This is a genomic window from Acidovorax sp. 99, from assembly GCF_003096455.1.
GTDB classification, from domain to species: Bacteria; Pseudomonadota; Gammaproteobacteria; order Burkholderiales; family Burkholderiaceae_C; genus Acidovorax; species Acidovorax delafieldii.
Genome location: NZ_QEKU01000001.1, coordinates 3,037,426 through 3,058,702, shown reverse-complemented (window position 1 = coordinate 3,058,702; position 21,277 = coordinate 3,037,426). Strand labels below are relative to the sequence as shown.

Genomic DNA, 21,277 nt, shown 5'->3' with positions numbered 1-21,277 from the left:
CTATTTACCTCCCGGCAAAGACGCTGCGGCACTCGCTGCAGCTATAGATTTCTGAGCATCACTAGCCCGTACCAACTGAAATCTCAAGTTAAAAGACGAGACTCGCCGTTGATCTCGCTGACTCAAAGCCACAGTACTAGCAGTAATTTCAGCCAACTCCGGTTTGGCAAGCCATGGCGTGTTGCTTGCCAAATTACGCAGTAACTCAGAAACTCGTTCATTGGACTGCGCCATGCCTTGCATGGTAATCGTTTGTCCAGCCTGCCGGATCGCCGTCACGTAAACCCCATCGGGCAGTTGTTTTACAAGTTCGGTGAGCAGATGAACCGGCAAATTTCTATCTGACTGCAGATCTTCAACAGCCTTCTGACGCGCACGTAGTGAGGCAATCTCATCCTCAATCGTGGCAATTTCTTTGATCTGCCCCTCCAACACCTTAATCTCCTGCTGGAGGAAAGCGTTCTTATTCTGCTGATCCGCGATCATAATTTGAAACCACCAATAGATGGCTCCGGCAATAGCGAGACCCAACAGAAACGACGCAAACATCGTCGCCTGGAATGCCTCCTTGCGACGTTTACGCGCCTCTTCACGGTGAGGTAATAGATTGATGAGGATCACTGCAGAAACCTCCGCATAGCGAGACCGCAAGAGGTCAGGTAAGACGGCGCTTCTCGCACCATTTTTTTCAGTCGCACGGAACTTCCGATTTCCATACCGTCAAATGGATTGACAGCACTGCACGCAAAACCGGTTTGCTGGGTGACAGCCTCGGTTAGCCCTGGCAGTGGGGCCGAGCCGCCAGCCAGCATAATATGGTCCACACGGTTGTGGGGCGTGCTGGTGAAGAAGAATTGGAGGGCTCGGCCAATCTCTTGGGCCATGCTGTCAACAAAAGGACGAAGAACCGCTGATTGATAGTCTTCCGGCAAATCACCGCTGCGTTTTTTACTCTCGGCTTCTTCCACAGAGAAACCATATTGCCGAACAATCAGTTGGGTCAGCTGGGCGCCGCCGAAGGCTTGGTCGCGGTCGTACAGAACCTCTTCGTTCCGAATCACCTGCATACTGGTCGTCAAGGCGCCCACCTCGAAAAGCGCCACCATCGCATCGACGCCTTTATTCGGCAGCGCTTCAATGAGACGCCCTGCAGCCAATCGCGATGCATGGGATTCAATATCGACCACCACGGGCTTCAACCCAGCAGCCTCCGCCAAGCCCTGTCGGTCCTGGACTTTTTCGCGCCGGGAGGCAGCAATCAGAACGTCAACGTCCCCGGGCGCGTTTTTGCTGGGACCAATAACGCAAAAATCTAAGCTCACCTCGTCGAGCGAAAATGGGATGTACTGGTTGGCTTCGGATTCGACCTGAACCTCAAGCTCCTGCTCCGTCATTCCACCCGGCAGCGTAATCTTCTTGGTGATCACAGCGGAGGGGGGCAATGCCAGTGCCACGTTTTTGGTTCGAGTGCCGCTCTTCTTGACCAGTCGACGCAATGCGTCGGCCACTTCGTCAAATTTTTCGATGTTGCCATCGGTGATCCAGCCTCGCTCCAGCGGCTCGATCGCGCAACGCTCTAGGACCAGACTACCTGCCTTATCGCGCCCTAACTCCACCAGCTTGACACTGGAGGAGCTGATGTCGATTCCCAGCAGCGGAGCAGACTGGCGATTGAACAAAGACCCCATTGAGATCAAGATTGGTCCCCTGTAACTTGCCAAAATGAGGCAACAAAACTTAACACTTCACATGAATGCTATCAGTAAGATAGTTCTCCGGCAAAGATTTTTCCCCCTGTAACGCCCGAAGAGCGTTGCCAAAAGCAGACGAAATTTCAGAGCACTGCAATACCGCTTGGCTACTACGGGAAGCCTTTCAGCGACACCTTGCCAAGTACGAAATCGGATTTCCAGCCCCAGCGGCGGACATTTTTATAATGGGTGGTCTTACCCCATCGGAGCGATATGCCGCCCTCCCCCTCGAAGTCCTCCGACAAGTCGGACTCCTCTCCTGCTCGCACCCGTCCCAGTTGGCTTCGCTGGTTGGTTCGCATCGCTCTATGGATCACTGGACTGGCGGCGGCCGCGGCCGTGGGCTTGGCGCTCACAATCGCTGTGGCTCTGTCGGTGGCCTACCCCAACCTGCCGGACATCTCTGACTTGGCGGACTACCGCCCCAAATTGCCGCTGCGGGTGTACTCTGCGGAAGGGGCCTTATTGGGCGAGTTTGGAGAAGAGCGTCGCAACCTCACGCCCATCGACGAGATTCCGCAGGTCATGAAAGACGCAGTGCTGGCGATCGAAGACTCTCGCTTCTTCCAGCACGGTGGTGTGGACTACAAAGGCGTGCTGCGTGCGGGCCTCGCCAATCTGGGCCGTGTGAAAAGCCAGGGCGCCTCGACGATCACCATGCAGGTTGCGCGAAATGTTTATCTATCATCAGAAAAAACATTTACTCGCAAAATTTACGAAATCTTACTGACTTTCAAATTGGAGCATTTGCTGACCAAGGATCAGATTCTTGAGATTTACATGAATCAGATTTTCCTTGGCAATCGTGCGTATGGATTTGCGGCAGCCTCCGAGGCTTATTTTGGAAAACCGCTGAAATCCGTTTCCATTGCTGAAGCAGCAATGCTTGCGGGCCTGCCCAAGGCACCATCTGCCTACAACCCCATCAGCAATCCCAAACGTGCCCGCGCTCGACAGCAGTACATCATCGAACGGATGGAAGAGAACGGCTTCATCACTGCGCAACAAGCAGAGCAAGCCAAGAAGGAAGAGTTGAAAATCCGTACGGGGCCCGACAACACGCGCATCCACGCGGAATACGTTGCCGAAATGACCCGCCAGCTAATCTTCGCCCAGTACGGCAACGAGGCCTACACACGCGGCCTTAACGTGTACACCACCCTCAATGCGGCGGAGCAAGAGGCCGCCTATGTGGCCCTGCGGCGCGGGATCATGGACTACGAGCGGCGCCAGCAGTATCGGGGACCAGAGAAGTTCGTCGCGTTGCCCACAGCAGCCCAGGAAGTGGAGGACGCCATTGATGACGCCCTTGCCAACCACCCAGACAACGGAGACGTACTCTCCGCTGTGGTGCTGGAAGCATCCACCAAACGCATCCTGGCCGCACGAGCCAATGGGGACTCACTGGAGATCACCGGCGATGGACTCAAACCAGCGCAGTCGGGGCTCAGCGACAAGGCGCCGCCCAACATCAAGATCCGGCGCGGCGCCGTCATCCGAGTGGTCAAGACACCAAAGGGCGCATGGGAGATTACACAGCTGCCCGAAGTGGAAGGGGCTTTTGTAGCCCTTGACCCCCGCAATGGCTCCATCCGGGCATTGGTAGGTGGATTTGACTTTGACAAGAACAAGTTCAACCATGCAGCGCAGGCATGGCGCCAGCCTGGTTCGAGCTTCAAGCCGTTCATCTATTCAGCAGCGCTCGAAAAGGGCTTCACGCCTGCCACCGTGATCAACGATGCCCCGCTGTTCTTTGATGCGGGTATCACCGGCGGCCAGCCTTGGGAACCCAAAAACTACGACGGCAAGTACGACGGCCCCATGAGTATGCGCACAGGCTTGGCGAAGTCCAAAAACATGATCTCCATTCGGATCCTGCAAGCCGTAGGACCCAAAACCGCGCAGGAATGGGTGGGACGATTTGGATTCGACCCAGAAAAGCACCCGGCCTACCTGACCATGGCGCTGGGTGCGGGCTCGGTCACGCCCCTGCAAATGGCATCCGCTTATTCCGTGTTTGCCAACGGGGGCTACCGCGTCAATCCTTGGCTGATTGCCAAGGTGACTGACCACAAGGGGCGAGTGATTTCAGAAATCACGCCACCGGCGCTCAACGAGCAGCCCCGGGCCATCGACGCACGCAATGCCTTTGTGATGAGCAGTCTGTTGCAGGAGGTGACCCGCACCGGCACTGCAGCGCGGGCCCAGGCCACTCTCAAGCGCCCCGATCTCTATGGCAAAACCGGCACTACCAACGATTCGGTGGACGCGTGGTTCGCAGGGTTCCAGCCCACCATCGCGGCTGTCACCTGGATTGGATATGACACGCCACGCAATCTGGGCAGCCGCGAAACCGGTGGCGGGCTCAGCCTGCCCGTATGGATCAGCTTCATGGAGCGTGCGCTGAAGGGCGTGCCAGTGATGGAGCCTACAGTGCCGCCCGGTGTCGTGAATGTGGGCGGTGAGTGGTTCTACGACGAGTACGCACGCAATGCGGGTGTTTCAAGCGTGGGTGTGGACGACCGGTCCGCGTCTCCCGCAGTAGCGCCCCAAGCACCTCCGCCTTCTGAAGAGCGCAGCCGCATCCTCGACTTGTTCCGAAACTGAGCGCCGCATACTCCGCCGCGCCCCTCCTCAGCTGGGCGGGCGCGGAGTAAGTTACGGGGCAAACTGCAGCGACATCCCGGACTGTTGCGAGGCATCGCGCGTGAGGCATGCAAAAAATTCTCCGGCGCCTTTGGTGTCCTGCCAATGGCTGCCATCAAAACGATAGTGATAGCCGCCAGACCGGGCGGCCATCCAAACCTCGTGCAGCGGTTTTTGCAGATTGATCACGATCTGGCTGCGGTTGGGAAATGTCAAGGTCACCATGCCCCCCGAGCGCTGGCTGTCCACATCGGCATCCGAGGTGTCATTGATGCGATCACAACTGCGTTCGACGGCAAGCAGCAGTTGTTCGGCGTGGTCCATGAATTCGAGGTCGGTCATTACAATTTGCGCATGTTGAAAGCTCCCCAAATTCTAGTCAGGACGCTTGTCCTTGCTGCCAGTGCGGCAGCCCTCGTCGGCTGCGGTCAGCGGGGGCCGTTGTATCTGCCCACCGGCCCTGCGGCAAGCCAGCGTGCCACGCTACCGCAAACACTCACCCCGGGCAACGACGCCAGCAGTGCGCCAACGCCCGCTGCCACCGCCTCCCAGCCACGCTGACGCACCCAGCCGCCTGCGCAGGATCGCCAGGCAATGCGGTTTCGCTTGATTTCCATCAAGCACAAACTCTAGGGGTACTCGTACAGTCTGCGCTTTATTGCACCGCAGGATGGCCATGGCCCTGGAACTCTACCGCGACAAAAATCATGCTTGCCTGATGTTCACCGACCTCATTGAGGAGGATGGGCAGGCCGTGCAGGCCAATCAGTTCTTGATCGTGGACGACGACACCGGCGCGATCATCGACCCGGGCGGTAATCTCGCGTTCAACGAGCTGTTCATGGGGATGACCAAACATTTCCCGCCCCACAAGCTGTCGTACCTGATTGCCTCGCACGCAGACCCAGACATCATCGCCTCGCTGGACCGCTGGATGACCAGCACCAAGGCCAACCTGGTGATCTCGCGCGTCTGGGAGCGCTTTGCGCCGCACTTCACCAAGGTGGGCAAGACAGAAAACCGGGTGATCGGTGTGCCGGACGGCGGCGGCCATCTGCCCCTGGGACGCCATGAGCTGGTGCTGCTACCCGCGCACTTCATGCACTCCGAAGGCAATTTCCACTTCTACGATCCGGTCAGCCGCATCCTGTTCACGGGCGACCTGGGGGTGTCCATGATGTCGGGGGCCGAGGCCCGTGTCCCGGTGACCGACCTCAAGGCGCACATCCCGCGCATGGAGGGCTTCCATCGCCGCTACATGGTGTCCAACAAGATCCTGCGCCTGTGGGCGCGCATGGCCCGGCAGCTCGACATTGCCATGCTGGTGCCGCAGCACGGCGCCCCCATCATGGGCAAGGAAGCCATCAACGACTTCTTTGAATGGATCGAGAACCTGATGTGTGGCATTGACCTGTTCGATGACCGCGCCTACCAGATTCCCACCGGGTACATCGACCCAGTGACCCGGCAAATGCGCCCAGCGCTGCGGGCAGTCAACGGTTAAAAATCAGCCAAATCGGCTGCTAGCGTATTGAAAATATGCGCTGAAAGCTATCAATTTGGTAGTAATCAACCTCAAGACGATCGTGCGGCTGTCCGTCTTGCCGCAGCAACTGCCGGTGTGGCCGACCGCTTGCGCAGTCGTTGCCAAAACCGCCAGCCCAGCAGCGCGCCGAGGATGCCGGCGTAGACCGCCACTTCGCCAAAGTTATTCTTGCCAGCACGCATCCAGAAAAAGTGGAGCACCGCCAACCCGGCCACCGCATACACGGTGCGGTGCAGCGCCTGCCAGCGTTTGCCACCCAGTGCCTTGATCGCACGATTGAATGACGTGGCGGCTAGCAGGGCCAGCAGCACCAGGGCCAATGTACCCACCAGAATGAATGGCCGCTTGGCGATGTCGTGCAGGATGTCCGGGATGTCAAAACCCATGTCGAACCAGCTGTAGCTCAGCAGGTGCAGCACGCCATAGAAAAACACGAACAGCCCCAGCATGCGCCGAAACCGAGCCAGCTGAGGAGTGGAGGTGATGACGCGCAGTGGAGTGATGGCCAGCACCAGGCAGAGCGCCCGCAGCGTCCAGTCACCGGTTGCCCGGATCAATGCCTCCGCAGGATTGGCACCCAGCTGGTTCGCCACCGCCGCATAGACCAGCCATGCCAGCGGCAACAGGCACAACACAAACACCGCCGGCTTGGCGACGGGGTGGAGCAGTAGTTTTCGCATCGCGATCAAGAGAAGACCACAGCCTCATACACCGCCAACGATGGCGGCGAGACCAGGGCCATCAGTAAAACTTCTTGAGGTCCATGCCGGCGTAAAGCTGGCCAACCTGGGCTTCGTAGCCGTTGAACATCAGCGTCTTGCGCTTCTTGGCAAACAAGCCGTCTTCGCCAATGCGTCGCTCGGTCGCCTGGCTCCAGCGGGGGTGGTCCACATTGGGGTTCACGTTGGAATAGAACCCGTACTCCTGCTGGGCCGCCTTGTTCCAAGCGGTGCCGGGTTCCTTTTCGACAAAGCGGATCTTCACAATGCTCTTGGCGCTCTTGAAGCCGTACTTCCATGGCACCACCAGACGCACCGGTGCACCGTTCTGGTTGGGCAGTACCTCGCCGTACATGCCAAAGGCCAGCAAGGTCAGAGGGTGCATGGCTTCGTCCATGCGCAGGCCTTCCACATAAGGCCAGTCCAGCACGCGCGAGCCGACGAATGGCATCGTGGCCTTGTCGGCGAGGGTCACGAACTCGACGTACTTGGCGCTGCCCTGGGGCTCCACCCGCTTGATCAGCTCGGCCAGCGAGTACCCCACCCACGGGATGACCATGGACCAGCCTTCCACGCACCGCAAGCGGTAGATGCGCTCTTCCTGCGCGCTGAGTTTGATCAGGTCTTCAATGCCGTATTTGCCGGGCTTCTTGACCAGGCCCTCGACCTCCACCGTCCACGGACTGGTCTTGAGGGTGTGCGCATTGCGGGCGGGGTCGGCCTTGTCAGTGCCAAATTCGTAGAAGTTGTTGTAGGTGCTCGCGTCCTTGTAGTCCGTGAGCTTCTCCATGGAAACCGCACCTGCCACCGCCGACTTGGCGCCCACCAGAGGCGCCAGCTTGCCGGGACGCGTGACCGCCACCTGCTGCGCCAGGGCCTCACGGCCCGCCCACGCCGCCATTGCCGCACCAGCGGCACCGCCTGCCATCAGCTTGAGCATCTGGCGGCGGTCTTCATAGACCGAGCGGGGGGTGATTTCGGAGGAGTGTGGGTGGTGAAAACCCGAATCGCGCGAGGGGATCAGCATGGTGGCTCCGGTCATGTGGGGTGAGACAGCTGCAGCGGTAGAGCAGAACAACTGTTAGTTCGTTCCCTGGACCGCTCAGGTTACACCGAAGACGCAATAGTTGTTGCGCGCCACCGAATGCCCGACATGCCTGCCGCGCCTGCCAACAATCTCGCGGGGAGTCGTTAGCAGGCCTTGAATCATCACAGCGTGCCGTAGCTGTGCAGGCCGCTCAGGAACATATTGACGCCCAGGAACGCGAACGTTGTCACCGCCAGGCCAACCAGCGCCCACCAGGCGGACACGGTACCGCGCAAGCCTTTCATGAGCCGCATGTGCAGCCACGCCGCGTAGTTGAGCCAGACGATCAGGGCCCAGGTTTCCTTGGGGTCCCAGCTCCAGTAGCCGCCCCAGGCCTCGGCGGCCCACAGCGCACCCAGCACCGTAGCGATGGTGAAGAACGCAAAGCCCACCGCAATGGACTTGTACATCACGTCATCCAGAATCTCGAACGAAGGCAGACGCGCCGCGATGCGCTTGCGCCCCAGCAGGATGCCCGCAACGATCAGCGCAGAAATGCCGAAGTACACCATCCAGTAGCTGCCGCCATTCTCCGTCGCCCCCTGGCGGAACACGATGGGCTCGAAACACAGCACCACGCCCAGCAGCCACAGCGGCGCCAGCTTGTACCAACGGGTTTCGGTGGCCTGCTGCTTGATGAGGTAGGCAAACGCCACCATGGCCGACAGCGCAAACGTGCCGTAACCGATGAAGTTGGCGGGCACATGCAGCTTCATCCACCAGCTCTTGAGCGCAGGGACCAGCGGCTGGATCTCATGCGCTTCGCGCACCACGGTGTACCAGAGCAGGAAGCCCACCGCCGCGCTCACCACCAGCATCACGAAGCCGCCCAGGGCGCGCGTGTCGTATTGCTCTTCGTAGTACAGATAGAACGCGGCCGTCATCCAGCAGAACAGCACGAACACTTCGTAGAGGTTGCTCACCGGGATGTGGCCAATGTCCGGGCCGATGAGGTAGCTTTCGTACCAGCGCACCAGGGTGCCAATGAGCGCCATGGCCACCGCCACCCACGCAATGCGCGAGCCCAGCATGCTCATGGTCTTGCCTTCGCCACGTGCAAACATCCCCACCCAGTAAAACGCCGTGCTGATGAAAAACAGCATGCTCATCCACAGGATGGCCGACTGGCTGGACAGGAAATACTTGAGGCCGAACACCGTGTCGGCCCGCGCCAGGCTGCCTGCCCCATCTTGCTGGTACAGGCCAATGGCCATGAGCGCCACGGCCGCCACCACCAGCATCAGAACGCGCAGCGGGCGCCAGAACCAGCCCAGCCAGATGGTGCTCGGAATGGCGCCCAGCAAAATGCCTTTTTCGTAGACATCCATGAAGGCCCCGTAGCGCTGCAGCGCATACAACGCCCCCACGGCCACGATGGCGGCAAACAGCCAGTCAAACCAGTTGCGGCGAGCGAAGAACCCCTCGTTCAGGGTGATCGTGGTGACGGTCGAGGAAGAAGTCGCGGTATTCATGCGGTGCCTTCGCGGGGCGATGCCCCGATCAGTTTTTGTGCGAGCTGGACAAACTCCTGGTCGCCGTCCATGGTCTTGCGGTTGGTGGACAGGGCCATGGTGGCGTGGGTACGGCCATCCTGCGGGGCCACCCAGACCCACACGCGCCGCTCGCGCACGTAGAGCATGGCAAAAACGCCCAGGATCAGCAAGGCGCAGCCCAGATAGACAACATTCTTGCCAGGGGCTCGTGCCACCTGGAACACGCTGGCCTGGACCTGGGTGAAGTCCTTGAGTTCAAACGCTAGCGGCGCTGGGTAGATCTGCGCATCGCTGAGCGAGAGCACGGCCTGGGTCATAAAACCCCGGGTCTGCTCGTCCTGCGGCAGCGGCGGCAGGCCCTCACGCTGGCGGGTCAACTGGGCCAGCTCGAACAGCGTACCGTTCAGGATGCGCACCAGTACCTCGCCTGCGCGCGACCGCTCCGCCTCGGGCACATTGGCTTCCATGAAGTCCGAGATGGCCTGCAGCCCGCCGGTGGGCTTGCCATCGACCACACCACGCCCCGCGAACAACGCGAGTGCACGCACGGCAGACTGCTGCAGTTGCTCGGCCAGGTCGGGGCGCGAGGCGTCCATGGCCTGCGACACATAGCGGCGCACCGCCTGCTCCCGGGCCTGGGGGTCAGCCAGGGCGGCCTTCATGCGCATGAAACCGTCCATGCTGCCCTTGTCATCCGCCGGTACCCGCAGGTAGCGGAAGGGCTCTGCCGGGGACTCGCGCACCCCCAGCAGGAACACGGGCACGCCGTCGCCAGTGTCCACCGGCAACATGTAGTTATGGAACTCCCGCGCCTGGCCGGCCGCATCACGCAGCTTGTAGCTCACGCTGGGGCCCACGTTGCGCAGTTCTTTTTTGGTGACGGTTTTGTTGGCGGCGCCCAGGCGCGATTCCACCGATTCACGCAGATCCACCTTGCGCACGTCGGCACCGCTGCCGCCCGGGCCAGCGCCGCCAAAGTTCTCCACATTGATGGTGCGCAGCGCCGTGAATTCCAGCGTCAGCGTATCGCTGCCAGGGCCTCCGCCCTTGTTGGTGAGCTGCGTGGAGTTGCCCACCACCCCTTCGACATCGAAAGGCTTGGCCCCCGCCACCATGGGTACGGCGCGCAGCTTGAGGTGCGAGCCGCCGTCGTCAAAGCTCGACTGGTAGATCTCGATGCCCTTGTAGCTGGCCGGGTGGTTTACCTCCACACGGGCGGGCGTTTTCTCACCCGTGGCCTTGTCGTGGATGATGATTTCGCTGGCGAACAGCTTGGGCATGCCCGTGGAGTAGTGCTCCACGATGAACTTCTTGAGCTCGATCGCAAACGGCAGGTCCTGCAGCAGCACGCCATCGGACTGGCTCAGGATGGCGGTGCTCGACTGCGTGCCCTCGGCCACCAGCAGGTTGCCCCGGAAGGTAGGGTTGCGCTCGGACAAGCGGTGCTCGGGCTTCACATCGGCGATCAGCCCGCCCCCGGCGTAGACCGACTTGCCGCCCAGCAGCATCTGCGCCCGCACGATGAGGTCGCCATCCAGCAGCCCCCCCACACACACCAGCACGATGGCGCTGTGCGCCGCGATGTAGCCGATCTTGTTGGCCGCCCCCGCCTTGGCCGCCACCATCCAGCCGGTGCCTGGGCCGGCGGCGGTGTCGCGCTGCTGCAGGCGCACCTTCCACCCGCCCCCCGCCAGCAGCGTGCCAATGCGGCGTGCCTCGGCCTCGGCAGAGTCGCTGAGCGCAGCCTCCGCCTTGTGGTGAAACGCCTTCAGGCTTTGCTCGCGGATGTTCTCTTTGTAGACCTTGAGGTCGGTGAGGATCTTGGGCGTGTTGCGGGCAATGCACAGCGAAGTGCTGATGACCAGAAACGCCAGGATCAGCAGGAACCACCAGGCGCTGTACACCGCGTTGAGCTGGATGGCGCCAAACAACTCGGCCCAGAACGGTCCGAACTGGTTGACGTAGTTGGCCGAAGGTTCGTGCTGCTTGAGCACCGTGCCGATGACCGAGGCGATGCAGATCACCGTCAGCAGCGAAATGGCGAACCGCATCGAAGACAGCAGCTCGACCCCGGCGCGCAGGGCCTGGGAGCCGGACTTCATGCGAAGGCCCTGGGTGTTGTCGGACATGGGTGGGTGCGGTGTCTGCGAAGCGCGAAAGAAAAAGGGCGGGACCATCGCTGCGATGGACCCGCCCTTTTTGGGGTTGTTATTGGCGGTAGGTTCCGTGCCGCCCGGTCAATCAGGCCGGGCCATGACAAATATCAAGCAATCAATCAACGCAGGCCGGCGATGTAGTCCGCCACGGCCTTGATTTCCTTGTCATTGAGCTTGGCGGCCACCTGGGTCATTTGGATGCTGTTGGCGCGCGAGCCGTCGCGGAACATGTTCAGCTGCGACACCGTGTAGTCGGCGTGCTGGCCCGACAGGCGGGGGTACTGCGCAGGGATGCCAGCGCCATTGGGGCTGTGGCAGCCAGCGCACGCGGCGATCTGGCGGTCGGCAATGCCGCCGCGGTAGATGCGTTCACCCATGGCCACCAGGTCCTTGTCCTTGGCAAAGCCGGCCTTGGCGGGCTTGGACGTGAGCCAGTAGGCGATATTGCGCATGTCGTCGTCCGACAGGGCCGTGGCGAAGCCCTTCATGATGGCGTTGTTGCGCTTGCCGGACTTGAATTCCTGCAGCTGCTTGACCAGGTATTCGGGGTGTTGCTGCGACAGCTTGGGGTTGGCCGCGATGGCCGAGTTGCCGTCTGCGCCGTGGCAAGCCGCACACACCGCAGTGAAGCTGGCCTCGCCTTTGACGAGATCCGGCTTGGCCGCTTTGGGTGCGTCACCCGCTGCAAAGGCCGAAAAAACAGGTGCTGCCAGTGCGGCAGCCGTCAGCAATGAGGCGAGCAACTTCATATCGAGGGTGTGTGTTTATGTGCGCAAAACCTCGCGATTCTACAATGATGGTTCTTTCTCTCCCAACTCCCCATGACGACACCCCCCTCTGCGCCAGTTGCTGGCTCTCTCCCGCCCGCACCTGACGCCAAAATCGCCATGGGCTGGATGCACACCGCCAGGTTCCTCACCACGGCGGCGCAGCTGCACCACCTGCCGCCCATCGACGTACCCGAAATCGCTTTCGTGGGCCGTTCCAACGCGGGCAAATCCACCTGCATCAACACCCTCACCCAGCAAAAGCAGCTGGCGTTTGCCTCCAAGAAGCCGGGGCGCACCCAGCACATCAATTTGTTCTCGCTGGGCAAACAGGGGGTGATGGACGCGGTGCTGGCCGACTTGCCCGGCTACGGCTACGCCGCCGTGTCGCGCTCGGACAAGGTGCGCTGGCAGCAGGTGATGGTGAACTACCTGGTCAGCCGCCCCGGCCTCACGGGCATCGTGCTGCTGTGCGACCCCCGCCTGGGCCTGACCGAGCTGGACGAGGCGTTGCTCGAAGTGGTGCGCCCCCGCGTGGAAGAAGGACTCAAGTTCCTCATCGTGCTGACCAAGGCCGACAAGCTCACGCGCGCCGAACAGGCCAAGGTGCTGTCGATTACGCGACTGCACGCCGGCGGTGGCGAGGTGAAGATGTTCTCGGCCCTCAAAAAGCAAGGGGTGGATGAAGTGGCCCAGTTGCTGTGGCAGTGGGCGCACCCGGTCAAGCCCCTCGCCGAAGAGCCCCCTGCGGCTGCGGCCAGTAGCGGCCCCGTACAGCCTTCGCCCACCAGCGAATCCGAGACCAACTAGCCGCAAGCGCAATTGCATCATGCGCTGGCAGCTACAGAATGCATAGCGCCATGATCCAAGATTGCCCTGTTGACCTCCCCCACGGAATCACCTTGCACTGCCGCGTGAGCGGCATCCCCGGGCGCCCGGTGCTGCTGTTCCTGCACGGGTTCCCCGAGGGGGCCTTCATCTGGGACGAACTGCTGCTGCACTTTGCCCGCCCCGAAAACGGCGGCTACCGCTGCGTGGCGCCCTACCTGCGCGGGTTTGGCCCGTCCAGCAGCCCGCAGGCGGTGGACGCGTACCGCGCCAAGCACCTGGTGCAGGACCTGGTGGCACTGATCGCCCACGAATGCCCCGGCAGCGCGCTGGAGTGCCTGATTGCGCATGACTGGGGCGGCGCCGTGGCGTGGAACCTGGCCAACCAGCAGCCCCAGCTGATGAAGCGCCTGGCCATCATCAACTCGCCCCACCCCGGCGCATTTGTGCGCGAGCTGTCGCACAACGCTGCGCAGCAGGCGGGCAGCCAGTACATGCATTTCTTGTGCAGGCCTGATGCCGAGGCCCTGCTGGCCGAAGACGACTTCCGCCGCCTGTTCGCCTTTTTCAACGCCCCGGACGGCAGCGCCCCCGCATGGCTGACCGATGAGGTGCGCGCCCAGTACCGGGCCTTGTGGCAGCAAGGCTTGCAGGGTGCCTGCAACTATTACCGCGCCAGCCCCATCCGCCCGCCGCGCGAGGGCGACCCGGGCGCCCAGGCCATCACCCTGCCCGAGTCGATGTTGACGGTGGACGTGCCCACGCTGGTGTTCTGGGGCATGGACGACCCGGCCCTGCTGCCCGGCCTGCTGGACGGCCTGCCCGGCTGGATTCCCCGGTTGCAGGTGCAGCAGGTAGAGCAGGCATCACACTGGGTCGTGCACGAGCACCCCGAGCGCGTGGTCGCGGAGCTCCAGCGTTTTTTGCTATCCAAACAATAGCTATCAGCGCATGATTTACTAGCGCATCAAGCCATTTTTGCTGATATTTCAGCGGGAATACACGGAGGGCTCGCCCTCCGGGCGGGTCTTGAAGCGCTTGTGCACCCAGTAGTACTGCTCGGGCATGGTGTCGATCACGGTCTGCAGTTCGCGGTTCATACGGGCCGTGTCGGCCTCGGCATCATCGGTGGGGTAGTTGGCCCAGGCGGGCGAAACCTCGGCCACGTACCCGGTGGGTGTCATGCGCGAATACACGCCCACCACCTTGGCCCGGCCCAGTCGCGCAAACCGCGACAGCGACGGAATGGTGGCCGTGTTCACCCCGTAAAAAGGCACGAACACCGAATCATTGCGCCCGTAATCCATGTCGGGCAGCAGGTACAGCAAGCCCCCTTTGCGCAGGCTGGCGATGATGGGTTTGACGCCGTCCGAACGGTTGAGCATGCGCACGTCACCAAAACGCTGGCGCCCGGCCATGAACCAGGCATCCACCGCTGGATCGGGGTGGGTGGCAAAGATGGAGGTGAACGCACGGCCACTGCGCAGCGGCAAGGCCAGCCCCCCCGCGTCCATGCCGTAGAAATGCGGCGCAAACAAAATGGTGGGCATGTCGCCCTCCAGCTCGTGCACCGCGCCCGTCAGGCGCACACGCTGCTCCACCACCGAACGCGGCGCGGCCCACAGCCAGCTGCGGTCCAGCCAGGTCTGGCAAAACGCGACAAAACTGGCCCGGGCCACGGCGCGGCGGCGCGCCTCGCTCCAGTCAGGAAAACACAGCGCCAGATTGCGCAAAGCCACCTTGCGGCGGGGCGCCACCAGCACAAAGGCCACCTGCCCCAGCAGCCAGCCCATGCCGCGCAACACCGGCAGCGGCAGCAGCGCCAGCACCCGCATGAACCCCACGCCCAAACGCCCTGTGAGGCCCTTCATGCTGCGCCCCCTGCAGCAGGCTCCGCCGCAGCAGCCTCGCCACGCGGCTGCTTGTAGCGGCCATAGCCCCACAGGTATTGCTCGGGGCATTGGCGGATGAGATGTTCCATGGCCTGGTTGATTTGCAGCACGGCCTGGTCCATCTGGTCGGACAGCGGCTGGGGCAAGGGCTCGAAATGCGTGACATATCCACGGCCCCATGGCAGACGCTCGCAACGCGCCAGCACCACGGTCGCGCCGGTCTGTTGCGCCAGGCGCACGGCCAATGTCATGGTGTAGGCGTCGCGCCCAAAAAATGGCGCCCACTGGCCCTGCCCCTCGGGCGGCACCTGGTCAGGCAGCAGGCCCACGGCCTCACCCCGGCGCAGGGCCTTGATCATCTGGCGCACACCCGCCAGCGTGGTGGGCACGGCCAACATGCCGGGGCGGTTGCGGGCGGTCTCCATCACCTTGGCCAGCCAGGCCTGGCGCGCCGGGCGGTACAGCACGGTGATAGGGCCACGCTCCGCGCTCCAGCGGCGCGCTGCGGCCTGGGCCGAAAGCTCAAAACAGCCCTGGTGCGGTGTCAGAAACACGATGCCGCGGCCGGCTGCGTACGCCTGCTCCACACAGGCTTCGCCAGTGAGTGCGCAGGGCATCGTCGCGCCCATCCACAGGCGTGGCAGTTCGGCCACCATGCGGCCCGCATGGGCCACGGCAGCGCGCACATCGCCAAACGCATAGCCCGCCAGTGCCGAGTTAGCGAGAAACCGGCGCCGGTAGGTGGGAGACGCCACAAACGCCACCCAGCCCATGGCCGCGCCCATGACGTGCAGCAACCACAGCGGAAATACGGAAAAGAATCGAAAGACGACTGGCATTAAAATAAAGGGGTCGCTGAGTTAAATGAGCAACTTGCAGGGCGACGTTAAAAAAATCTGCTAAAGCGTTCGCCAGATCTCCTTCGGGGTGAGGGCAACGCCCCAAATGCCGGAACACAGGAGTTTATTCAAATGGCGAACGACTTTCTCTTTACCTCGGAATCCGTCTCCGAAGGCCACCCCGACAAGGTGGCCGATCAGATCTCGGACGCGATTCTCGATGCGATCTTCAAACAAGACCCCCGCAGCCGGGTCGCCGCTGAAACGCTGACCAACACCGGCCTCGTGGTGCTGGCGGGCGAAATTACCACCAACGCCCACGTGGACTACATCCAGGTGGCACGCGACACCATCAAGCGCATCGGCTACGACAACACCGACTACGGCATCGACTACAAGGGCTGCGCCGTGCTGGTGGCCTACGACAAGCAGTCCAACGACATCGCCCAGGGCGTGGACCACGCCAGCGACGACCACCTGAACACCGGCGCTGGCGACCAGGGCCTGATGTTCGGCTACGCCTGCGACGAAACGCCCGAGCTGATGCCTGCGCCCATCTACTACGCCCACCGCCTCGTGGAGCGCCAGGCCCAGCTGCGCAAGGACGGCCGCCTGCCCTTCCTGCGCCCGGACGCCAAGTCGCAAGTGACGATGCGCTATGTGGATGGCAAGCCCCACAGCATCGACACCGTGGTGCTCTCCACCCAGCACCACCCCGACCAAAGCGAAACGCAAACCAAGATGAAGGCCTCGTTCACCGAAGCCATCATCGAAGAGATCATCAAGCCCGTGCTGCCCAAGGAATGGATCCAGGACACGCGCTACCTGATCAACCCCACCGGCCGCTTCGTCATCGGCGGCCCACAAGGCGACTGCGGCCTGACTGGTCGCAAGATCATTGTGGACACCTACGGCGGCGCCTGCCCCCACGGTGGCGGCGCGTTCAGCGGCAAGGACCCAACGAAGGTGGACCGCTCGGCCGCCTACGCTGCCCGCTACGTGGCCAAGAACATCGTGGCCGCCGGCCTCGCCCGTCAGTGCCAGATCCAGGTGGCCTACGCGATTGGCGTGGCCGAGCCGATGAACATCACGGTCTACACCGAAGGCACGGGCGTCATCCCCGACGACCAGATCGCCAAGCTGGTGCGCGCACACTTCGACCTGCGCCCCAAGGGCATCATTCAGATGCTGGACCTGCTGCGCCCGATCTACGAAAAGACCGCCGCCTACGGCCACTTCGGCCGCGAGGAACCCGAGTTCAGCTGGGAGAAGACGGACAAGGCTGCTGCGCTGCGCGCAGCAGCGGGCCTGTAAAGGTCCCGAGCGAAGCGAGCTTGTCCGGCTTTCGGCGCAGGCTCATATCGCGCAGCGATGTGAAAGGCCGCAAGGCCCGTGCCGCAGCCAACGCACGGGCAAGGCTGTAAAGCCCGCAGCGCGAGTCGCGCGGTATCGGTCTTCGTGCCCTGTTCATATCGCGCCAGCGATGTGAGCGCAGACCCAAACACCGTCAGAGCCGCCCCGCCTCCCAAGCCGCAACGCCCCGCGTTGCGGCTTTTCTTTTGGCGCCTCACCGCAGCACGCCAGCGGCACTCTCCTACACCTGCCGCCCGCCTGCGCTGACGGCGCACCTCACCGCCCACCGGTATCGTTCCTGCACACCTTCCGCAGCCCCGAGCTGCCTCAACATCCACTGCAAGGAGCGACCACCATGCTGAAGTACGCCATCATTTTTGCCCTGATTTCCCTCGTGGCCGGGGCCCTGGGTTTCAGCGGGGTGGCCGCAGGCGCGGCGGGCATCGCCAAGGTGCTGTTTGTGCTGTTCCTGGTGGTTGCCGTGGTGTTTGTGGTGCTCGCCGCCATTGGCGTGGGCGCAGCACGCAAGGTGCTCAAGTAAGGCCACGCGCCGCCCTCCACACCACTGCACAGCCCACCATGACTGATACCACCAACATCTTCGAAGCCCTGCGCGAAAGCCACGAGCGCCAGCGCGCGCTGTACAGCGCACTCACCAACACCAGCGGCGACACGCCGGAGCGGCGCGATCTGTTCGATCAGCTCAAGAAGGAGCTCGCCGCCCACGCCCAGGCGGAGGACCGCCACTTCTACATCCCGCTGATGGCGCACGACGCAGGCATTGACCTGTCGCGCCACGCCATTTCCGAGCACCACCAGATCGATGAGCTAGTGGAGTCGCTCGAAGAAACCGAGCCCTCCAGCCCTGCATGGCTACCCCTGGCCAAGAAGCTGGCCGAGAAGGTAGAGCACCACCTGAAAGAAGAAGAACACCGCTTCTTCCAGATGGCGGGCAAACTGCTGACGGAAAAGCAGAAAACCGCGCTGGCGGCTGACTACCGGGCGGATTACGAAGAAGCCCTGGCCGCGACGGCCTGACGCCTAACGTCCAGCGCCCGCAAATTAGGCGGCGTTTTCGGCCTGGACCACGCAGTTGCGACCGCTGGACTTGGCCTTGTAAAGCGCCGTGTCCGCACGCTTGATCAGGGCGTGGCTGTCTTCCTTGTGGTCCCAGGTGGCCACACCAAAGCTGGCGCTCACATGGCCCACGGCGTCAAACGGCACACCCGCGATACGGGCCCGCACCGCCTCGGCCATGGCCATGGCGGCATCCACCGGGGTTTCCTTGAGCAGAATGATGAACTCCTCGCCCCCGAAGCGCGCGGCGCAGTCGGACGAGCGCAGCAGTTCGCGCACGCGCAGCGCCGTGTTCTTCAGCACCACATCGCCCGAGTCATGCCCGAAGGTGTCGTTGATGCGCTTGAAAAAGTCGATGTCGAACATGACGACCGACAGCTGGCTCTTCTTGACCCGCGTCTCGGCCATGTCGGCCTCAAGCCGTTCGAAAAACCGGCGGCGGTTGACCAGGTCGGTGAGGAAGTCCTTGGTGGCCAGGTCTTCCAGCTTGCTGTTCAGCCGCGCCATGGGCTCGATCACCAGCGACGACAGCGAGAGGTTCAGGCCGACAAACAACAGCACAAAGCTGCCCACCAGCGCTGCCATCACGGTGTTGAAGGTCTGGCGCGCTTTCTCCAGCGGGAAGTACATCGGCACCTTCACCACCTGGATGCCCACGGTTTCGTTCATGCCCCAGCCAAAGCCGTTCTTGTCGCCATAGACCTTGAGCATGGTGGGGGGCGCCACGGCGGGCGTGCTGTGGCAAGCCATGCACTGGGGCTGCTTGATGGTGATGGGGCGGGCCACGTACATCGCACGGTGCATGCCCTCGCCCACCTCGCCAGTCACTTCTTTCTTGAGGTCAGCCCGGCCTTCGCGGAAGTCACTGATGATGCGCTCTTCCCACTCGTTGGCGCGGTCCCGCAGGTTGGTGGGGTTGAGCACCGCTTCCTTGTACTCATAGCCCGGAAACCGGTTTTGCAGCCGGCGCAGCGTCTCGGTGGCGGCATAGGCGGGCACGGTCTGCGGCAGGAATTTCTCGGCCAGCGTCACATCCAGGTGCGGCTTGACCAGCTCGGTGGTGTAGTCGCGGATGGCCATGGCGGCGTGCATCATGATCTGCGAGTTGTGCTGCACCTCCTCGATGGCCGATTGCTGCAGGAAGCGGTGCACATACGCGCCCGCGCCCAGCACCGCCAGCAGCAGCACGCCCGCCAGCACCAGGTTGAATTTGAGCCGCAAAGACATGGTTCTCCCTCAGGTCCGGCACAGGGCCGGTATTTCAGTGAGGCAGTCCTGGCGCCGGAGCACCCGACCGCGCGCGACCACCGTTCGTGGAACACAAAGTTTGCGTTTGTGCCAGATTTGGGCGCGGCGGTCCAATGTTTTGTGCGCGAGGAGGCCGCGCTACAACCCTCGGGCACTGAGCGACAGCTGCCGCCGGTAGGCCGGGCGCACCCGGTACAGCTGCGCAGGCCGGTGGGCGCCGCCTGTCTGCAGCGCACCGGGCACGGGCTCCAGCATGGCCAGCTCGTCCACCTTGCGGCGAAAACTCACCTTGTTCACCGGCTCGCCCAGCACCGCTTCGTACACCGCCTGCAGCTGCGGCAGCGTGAAGGGCTCGGCGCACAGGTGCACGGGCAGCGACGAATACTGGCTTTTACTGCGCACGCGCAACACAGCGGTATCGATGATCTGGCGGTGGTCGAAAGGCAATGGCGGCAGCGCATCCACCGCCACCAGCTCCACCCGCCCCGCAGCCTGCGCCAGCACGGTGGCGGGCACCAGGGCGCAATAGGTCACCGCCACCGACCAGCCGCGTGGGTCGCGCACCGCACCGGTGAAGGTGGCCAATTGCTCCAGGTACGGGCTTTCGAGCCCGGCCTTGTCCCGCAGCACCCGCGCGGCGCTGGCCTGGGCGTCCACATCGTCCTGTGCATGGATGTAGCCGCCGGGCAGCGCCAGCGCCTGGGCAAAGGGCTCGCGCTCGCGCCGCACCAGGGCCACCTTCAGCGTGGATTGCTCCAGGGTCAGCAGCACCACGTCTACGGTGCAGATCACGGCGGGAATGCTCTCGGTGGTCACGGGGCTTTAGTTCATTGCAACTTTGAACGAACAAGGCTACCACCAAGCCAGTCCGCAGGAAAGCGGCTCGATTCATCCATTACCGTTCTCATCTGAAACATTGGCTTGCAAATTACTTAGTTGCAAAATTAATCTAACAAACCTAAACTGCAGTCACAGCGAAGGAGAAAGACCATGGCCACGCGCACCACCCAGCTTTTGGTGATCGACCCCCAAAACGATTTCTGCGACCTGCCCGCCAGCCACCGCCCCGCATGCAGCACGCCCAGCCTGCCCGTGGCGGGCGCCCACGCCGACATGCAGCGCCTGGCGGCCTTCATCCGGTCACAGGGCGACCAGCTCGACGCCATCACCGTCACACTCGACTCGCACCAGCGTTTCGACATCGCCCACCCCGGCTTCTGGCAGACCGGCGCGGGGGCGGAGGTGACACCCTTCACTCCCATCACCGCCGCCCAGGTGCGTGCGGGCGACTTCATGCCGCGCGATGTGGCCGCCCTGCCCCGCACGCTGGCCTACCTGGACGCACTCGAAGCCCAGGGCCGCTACACGCTCATGGTCTGGCCCGTGCACTGCGAGGTGGGCAGCTGGGGCCACGGCATCCACGCCGATGTACTGGCCGCCTGTGGCGACTGGCAACTGCAGCGCCAGCGCGCGGTGCACAACGTGTTCAAGGGCACCAACCCCTGGACGGAGCACTACAGCGCCATCGAGGCCGAGGTGCCCGATGCGGACGACACCAGCACCGCGCTCAACACCGTCCTGCTGCAGTCGCTGGGCCAGGCCGATGTGCTGTTGATTGCAGGCGAGGCCAGCAGCCACTGCGTGCGCTCGACCACCGAACACATCGTGCAGCACCTGCCCCACCTGGTGCCCGGCTGGCAGGCCAGCCACATCGTGCTGCTGACGGACGGCATGAGCCCCGTGGCGGGATTTGAAGCGCAGCACCAGGCGTTTCAGGACGGGATGCGCAAGGCCGGTGCGCAACTGGCATCCATGCACGAAATCAGCCTGTAGCGCTTTTACTTATTACCCTGGCAGCTATCCATTCAGGAGCAA

Annotated in this window: 21 protein-coding genes; 9 read left to right on the top strand and 12 right to left on the bottom strand. The window is 62.6% G+C overall.

Annotated features, from left to right (window positions below; translation table 11 throughout):
• Together C8C95_RS14235 and C8C95_RS14230 are read right to left on the bottom strand one after the other, a co-directional pair.
• Positions 1-621 (bottom strand): PilN domain-containing protein, encoded by a 621-nt coding sequence (locus C8C95_RS14235; RefSeq protein ID WP_116749012.1) that lies wholly within the window; start codon positions 619-621, stop codon positions 1-3.
• The gene (locus C8C95_RS14230; RefSeq protein WP_015012658.1) at positions 618-1,697 is read right to left on the bottom strand and encodes a pilus assembly protein PilM; all 1,080 of its coding nucleotides are present in this window, start codon (positions 1,695-1,697) and stop codon (positions 618-620) included. The genes C8C95_RS14235 and C8C95_RS14230 overlap by 4 nt, the downstream gene beginning before the upstream one ends.
• A gap of 267 nt (positions 1,698-1,964) precedes the next feature.
• On the opposite strand from C8C95_RS14230, the gene C8C95_RS14225 reads away from it, so the two are divergent.
• Positions 1,965-4,358 carry a penicillin-binding protein 1A gene (locus C8C95_RS14225; RefSeq protein WP_116749011.1) on the top strand — a complete coding sequence of 798 codons (2,394 nt, stop codon included), beginning with the start codon at positions 1,965-1,967 and terminating at the stop codon, positions 4,356-4,358.
• 51 nt (positions 4,359-4,409) lie between these two features.
• Here the strand turns inward: C8C95_RS14225 and cyaY are convergent, their stop codons facing one another.
• Positions 4,410-4,739, bottom strand: a complete 330-nt coding sequence (gene cyaY, locus C8C95_RS14220; RefSeq protein WP_056060182.1) for an iron donor protein CyaY — start codon at positions 4,737-4,739, stop codon at positions 4,410-4,412.
• A 12-nt stretch (positions 4,740-4,751) separates the two neighbouring features.
• On the opposite strand from cyaY, the gene C8C95_RS14215 reads away from it, so the two are divergent.
• Positions 4,752-4,958 (top strand): lipoprotein, encoded by a 207-nt coding sequence (locus C8C95_RS14215; RefSeq protein WP_116749010.1) that lies wholly within the window; start codon positions 4,752-4,754, stop codon positions 4,956-4,958.
• Between the two features lie 115 nt (positions 4,959-5,073).
• Positions 5,074-5,901 carry an MBL fold metallo-hydrolase gene (locus tag C8C95_RS14210; protein WP_056062016.1) on the top strand — a complete coding sequence of 276 codons (828 nt, stop codon included), beginning with the start codon at positions 5,074-5,076 and terminating at the stop codon, positions 5,899-5,901.
• A 71-nt stretch (positions 5,902-5,972) separates the two neighbouring features.
• Here the strand turns inward: C8C95_RS14210 and C8C95_RS14205 are convergent, their stop codons facing one another.
• The 5 genes from C8C95_RS14205 to C8C95_RS14185 all read right to left on the bottom strand — a co-directional run bounded on the left by C8C95_RS14205 (position 5,973) and on the right by C8C95_RS14185 (position 12,147).
• A complete protein-coding gene (locus C8C95_RS14205) occupies positions 5,973-6,623 on the bottom strand; it encodes a protein-methionine-sulfoxide reductase heme-binding subunit MsrQ (RefSeq protein ID WP_116749009.1) in 651 nt (216 codons plus the stop codon).
• 61 nt (positions 6,624-6,684) lie between these two features.
• Positions 6,685-7,689, bottom strand: a complete 1,005-nt coding sequence (gene msrP / locus C8C95_RS14200; protein WP_116750292.1) for a protein-methionine-sulfoxide reductase catalytic subunit MsrP — start codon at positions 7,687-7,689, stop codon at positions 6,685-6,687.
• A 182-nt stretch (positions 7,690-7,871) separates the two neighbouring features.
• Positions 7,872-9,221: a c-type cytochrome biogenesis protein CcsB gene (gene ccsB, locus C8C95_RS14195; protein WP_116749008.1), complete on the bottom strand. Its 1,350-nt coding sequence runs from the start codon at positions 9,219-9,221 to the stop codon at positions 7,872-7,874.
• On the bottom strand, positions 9,218-11,371 hold the full coding sequence (locus tag C8C95_RS14190; protein WP_116749007.1) for a cytochrome c biogenesis protein ResB: 2,154 nt from the start codon (positions 11,369-11,371) through the stop codon (positions 9,218-9,220). The genes ccsB and C8C95_RS14190 overlap by 4 nt, the downstream gene beginning before the upstream one ends.
• Before the next feature lie 146 nt (positions 11,372-11,517).
• Positions 11,518-12,147, bottom strand: coding sequence for a c-type cytochrome (locus C8C95_RS14185; protein WP_015012649.1), 630 nt, complete (start codon positions 12,145-12,147; stop codon positions 11,518-11,520).
• A 72-nt stretch (positions 12,148-12,219) separates the two neighbouring features.
• Between C8C95_RS14185 and yihA the strand changes: the two genes are divergently transcribed.
• Together yihA and C8C95_RS14175 are read left to right on the top strand one after the other, a co-directional pair.
• Complete coding sequence (yihA, locus tag C8C95_RS14180) at positions 12,220-12,975, top strand: ribosome biogenesis GTP-binding protein YihA/YsxC (protein WP_110959758.1); 756 nt, start codon at positions 12,220-12,222, stop codon at positions 12,973-12,975.
• A gap of 50 nt (positions 12,976-13,025) precedes the next feature.
• Entirely contained in the window at positions 13,026-13,934 is a 909-nt protein-coding gene (locus C8C95_RS14175) for an alpha/beta hydrolase (protein ID WP_116749006.1), read from the top strand.
• 48 nt (positions 13,935-13,982) lie between these two features.
• On the opposite strand, the gene C8C95_RS14170 is transcribed toward C8C95_RS14175, so the two are convergent.
• The gene (locus C8C95_RS14170) at positions 13,983-14,864 is read right to left on the bottom strand and encodes a lipid A biosynthesis acyltransferase (RefSeq protein ID WP_116749005.1); all 882 of its coding nucleotides are present in this window, start codon (positions 14,862-14,864) and stop codon (positions 13,983-13,985) included.
• On the bottom strand, positions 14,861-15,724 hold the full coding sequence (locus C8C95_RS14165) for a lysophospholipid acyltransferase family protein (RefSeq protein ID WP_116749004.1): 864 nt from the start codon (positions 15,722-15,724) through the stop codon (positions 14,861-14,863). The genes C8C95_RS14170 and C8C95_RS14165 overlap by 4 nt, the downstream gene beginning before the upstream one ends.
• A gap of 132 nt (positions 15,725-15,856) precedes the next feature.
• On the opposite strand from C8C95_RS14165, the gene metK reads away from it, so the two are divergent.
• The 3 genes from metK to C8C95_RS14150 all read left to right on the top strand — a co-directional run bounded on the left by metK (position 15,857) and on the right by C8C95_RS14150 (position 18,115).
• A complete protein-coding gene (gene metK / locus C8C95_RS14160; protein WP_015012644.1) occupies positions 15,857-17,038 on the top strand; it encodes a methionine adenosyltransferase in 1,182 nt (393 codons plus the stop codon).
• 394 nt (positions 17,039-17,432) lie between these two features.
• On the top strand, positions 17,433-17,618 hold the full coding sequence (locus tag C8C95_RS14155) for a DUF1328 family protein (RefSeq protein ID WP_056060124.1): 186 nt from the start codon (positions 17,433-17,435) through the stop codon (positions 17,616-17,618).
• 38 nt (positions 17,619-17,656) lie between these two features.
• A complete protein-coding gene (locus C8C95_RS14150) occupies positions 17,657-18,115 on the top strand; it encodes a hemerythrin domain-containing protein (protein ID WP_116749003.1) in 459 nt (152 codons plus the stop codon).
• Positions 18,116-18,139: 24 nt separating this feature from the next.
• Here C8C95_RS14150 and C8C95_RS14145 read toward each other — a convergent pair whose 3' ends face one another.
• Positions 18,140-19,381, bottom strand: a complete 1,242-nt coding sequence (locus C8C95_RS14145) for a diguanylate cyclase (protein WP_116749002.1) — start codon at positions 19,379-19,381, stop codon at positions 18,140-18,142.
• Positions 19,382-19,540: 159 nt separating this feature from the next.
• Positions 19,541-20,218: an NUDIX hydrolase gene (locus tag C8C95_RS14140; RefSeq protein WP_207780604.1), complete on the bottom strand. Its 678-nt coding sequence runs from the start codon at positions 20,216-20,218 to the stop codon at positions 19,541-19,543.
• Positions 20,219-20,392: 174 nt separating this feature from the next.
• Here C8C95_RS14140 and C8C95_RS14135 point away from each other — a divergent pair, with 174 nt between their 5' ends.
• The gene (locus C8C95_RS14135; protein ID WP_116749001.1) at positions 20,393-21,235 is read left to right on the top strand and encodes a cysteine hydrolase; all 843 of its coding nucleotides are present in this window, start codon (positions 20,393-20,395) and stop codon (positions 21,233-21,235) included.
• Positions 21,236-21,277: the final 42 nt, after the last annotated feature.